We start from the raw sequence: 2827 nt of genomic DNA on the forward strand, positions 1-2827 counted from the left end.
GTGAGCACCACGGAACCCTCGCTGGCGAGGTTCACGATCTCGAAGGCGCAGGCGTCCGGGAACATAGCGAACTGCGCCGCCATGTTCTCCACGATGGCGTCCGGTCCGGTGAAGGCAGGCATTCCCACGTTCTGATAAACGGCCCCCTCGGCGAGGAGGGACGCAACGCTTCGGCGTCCCGGTTCTCCATCAAAGCGCAGAAGTGGCGGACGATATCGGCTGGCGAAGACATGAAATGAATCCTTTCACTGCGAGTAGGTGAATCAACTGCGCGGGCTGGAAGATGATGCGGATCTGGCTCTCGACACATCAGTGCTCGTGGATGATCACCCCGCGAATGTTGCGGCCGGCGAGCATGTCGTCGTAGCGACCGTCCAGCGCGGACCGCTGAGCGCGACGCCAGCGCGGATGGCGACAGTCTGGAACTTTGATGTGGTCGCCGAGGCGGTTCGCCCGCCGCCGCGCACTCCGCGCTACCAGAAGCCGCCGATGCACGTTTTCGCTATTCTTCATATTCGTGCTGCCGAGGAGCGGGGCCGCGCTCTCCTGGCCAGTGGCACCCCGAGAAGACAGGAAGCGAATCTAATGCCCTCACCTCGTTGGCTGACCAGCATCGCCATCCCCGTCATGGCTGGTGGCGCCCTGCTGGGTAGCGCCGCGGTTGCGGCTGCCACTCCCCAAGATGACGCATACCTGGCGAAACTGCGCGCCGTGGGCCTGACTTGGCCGCCGAGCACGGAAGAGGCACTCATCGGGGAGGCGCACCTCATCTGCTATGACCTCACCTGGGGGTGGACACCACAACAGATCGCCGACGACATCCACGCCCACTTGAACGCCAGGGGCGTCACATTGTTGGACGTCGGAACCATGGTCAACGCCGCGCATTCGACCTACTGCCCCGGCAATGTGTGCGACGCCCCTACCCTGTGTACTGGGATCTGAATTCGCCTCGGGTTGCGCGGGTGTCCTGCCGCGATGCCGGCGGCGGGCCGCTGCTGTCGGTTGTCATGATTGCGCGGCGGCGGCGCCTTTTTCGGGTGCTACCAGCTGAATCGGGTCCCGCCGACGCAGGGTCGGGCGAGCGTGCCCGCCCAACCGAGCATTGAAGGCCCCAAGCCGATGAAGAAGTGCGCGGCAGCCCGAATCACGTTGCTGTGCAGCAGCGTTGCAGTGGCGGCGGGCCTCATGGGCTGCAGCAGTACAGCGGTGTCGTCGGTAACCACCAAGCCTGCGGCGACCACGTCGACCGACGCCCCGGAATCCGGGATCTCGTGCGCCCAAGGACAATTCAGCCCGCAGCAGTTCACCGGGGACTGGACCGAAGCAGGGGACAGCACGATCACCACGCTGGATGCCGACGGTACACTGAGATCGCGCCGTGGCAACGACAGGGAGTCGGGCACATGGAGCTACCGGTCATGGTCGCTCACCCCGGCCAAGGACGACGTTCCGGCCGGCCAAGGAGACCTGTGCGTGTTGTGGCTGCACTGGGCGCAGCCCGGGCCCCCCACGGATCTGGTGTACGTACCGCTCACGGTCAGCGCCACGTCACTGCAGCTCAGCTACGTGGGCCGCGGCAACACCCATACCTGGGTTCGAGCCGCACGACCAGACATTGATGGACACTGATTCGGCCAGCGGTCCGAGTCTCACGAACCCCCGTCAATCCTCGGCACTTTCCCGCGGCGTATTCCGAGCTACGTGCGCGCGAATTTCTTTGCCGGAGGGGACTTTCGTGATCTTGGCGACTGCCGGGCGCGGGCCGAAGTGTGGTGTCGGGAGGTGGCCGCGAAGCCTTCGATCTGGCGATCGTTGACGACCTCGCGCTACACCGGTTTAGAGGCCACCGAGACCAAGCGACTTCTATGAACTCGTGGTCGAGCGGCACCGCCAATCCCAGCACGATCATCACCAGCAATCGGGAGCCGCCGGAGTAACTCGCCACCCTATCTCTGCAGCGAGTACTTCGTATCCGCTGGCTTGTCATCAATCAGGAAGGTCTTGCAAGCGTCATGCCCCAACCTCACCGCTCGCTCACCGCGCTGCCCGCCGTCGCCGCGACCGCGGCCGCTGTCGCATTGGTCTCGGGCTGCTCGAGCACCGGCCCAACAGCGGAGCAGCAACCGTCGATCACCTCCGGGTCACAAGCCGCCAGCACGTCCTCAACGCTAGGCCAGGGGACGCCAGCGTCGCCCAATCCCGGCACGAGTCATACCGAATCCTCGACCGCGCCGCCTGCGCCACTTCCGGGCGCAGGCGAGCCGGTCATGTTCGAGCGCAACATCAAACCGCTGTTTCGGCCCGACGACCGCGACTCGATGAACTGGGCGTTCGACCTGTGGTCCTACACCGACGTCAAGACCCACGCGACGGCCATCGTCCAACGCCTTCGCGATGGGTCGATGCCGTGTGACGGGGCGTGGAGCGCCGAAAAGGTCAACGTCTTCCAACGCTGGATCGACTCCGGCATGGCACCCTAGCCACGCTGGTGTTCGACTGCAGCTTCATCGTTCGCCTGGGCGCACGCAGAATCAATCTATCGACTACTACCTATCGTAGTAGATCCGCCCTAGAGTCCCATCCATGACCCTCACCCCCAGAGCGTTCAACGGTACGCAGGGCGCGAAGTTTTTCCTCGAACTAATCACGTTGACCGAATTCGGCTGTCACCCCGATGAACTGTCATTGTTCGGATTCCTGGTATATATCCAGTCGACAAGCGGGTTTGCGCACCCTCGTCGGCGGGCGCGGCGCGGCGCTGGACAGCCACATTGTCGGGGGTGCGGCGGCACTGTGCGACGAGCTAGCGAGTCGCTTGGGTGAA

General features: G+C 64.2%; 4 protein-coding genes. 3 read left to right on the forward strand and 1 reads right to left on the reverse strand.

All coding sequences use genetic code 11. The features are described 5' to 3' along the window. Positions 1-627: 627 nt before the first annotated feature. Positions 628-945 carry a DUF732 domain-containing protein gene (locus JO059_RS22865; protein ID WP_366516138.1) on the forward strand — a complete coding sequence of 106 codons (318 nt, stop codon included), beginning with the start codon at positions 628-630 and terminating at the stop codon, positions 943-945. 141 nt (positions 946-1086) lie between these two features. Then, positions 1087-1632 carry a hypothetical protein gene (locus JO059_RS00965; RefSeq protein WP_293314014.1) on the forward strand — a complete coding sequence of 182 codons (546 nt, stop codon included), beginning with the start codon at positions 1087-1089 and terminating at the stop codon, positions 1630-1632. Between the two features lie 394 nt (positions 1633-2026). Here the strand turns inward: JO059_RS00965 and JO059_RS00970 are convergent, their stop codons facing one another. After that, positions 2027-2161 carry a hypothetical protein gene (locus JO059_RS00970; protein ID WP_293314015.1) on the reverse strand — a complete coding sequence of 45 codons (135 nt, stop codon included), beginning with the start codon at positions 2159-2161 and terminating at the stop codon, positions 2027-2029. A gap of 109 nt (positions 2162-2270) precedes the next feature. Here JO059_RS00970 and JO059_RS00975 point away from each other — a divergent pair, with 109 nt between their 5' ends. Continuing rightward, on the forward strand, positions 2271-2483 hold the full coding sequence (locus tag JO059_RS00975) for a hypothetical protein (protein ID WP_293314016.1): 213 nt from the start codon (positions 2271-2273) through the stop codon (positions 2481-2483). Positions 2484-2827: the final 344 nt, after the last annotated feature.

This window comes from Mycobacterium sp. (assembly GCF_019247615.1).
Classification (GTDB): Bacteria; Actinomycetota; Actinomycetes; order Mycobacteriales; family Mycobacteriaceae; genus Mycobacterium.

Bases quoted from the DNA above. Each gene is read 5' to 3' on its own strand.
- JO059_RS22865 (WP_366516138.1), top strand. From the start codon at position 628: ATGGCTGGTGGCGCCCTGCTGGGTAGCGCCGCGGTTGCGGCTGCCACT.
- JO059_RS00975 (WP_293314016.1), top strand. From the start codon at position 2,271: ATGTTCGAGCGCAACATCAAACCGCTGTTTCGGCCCGACGACCGCGAC.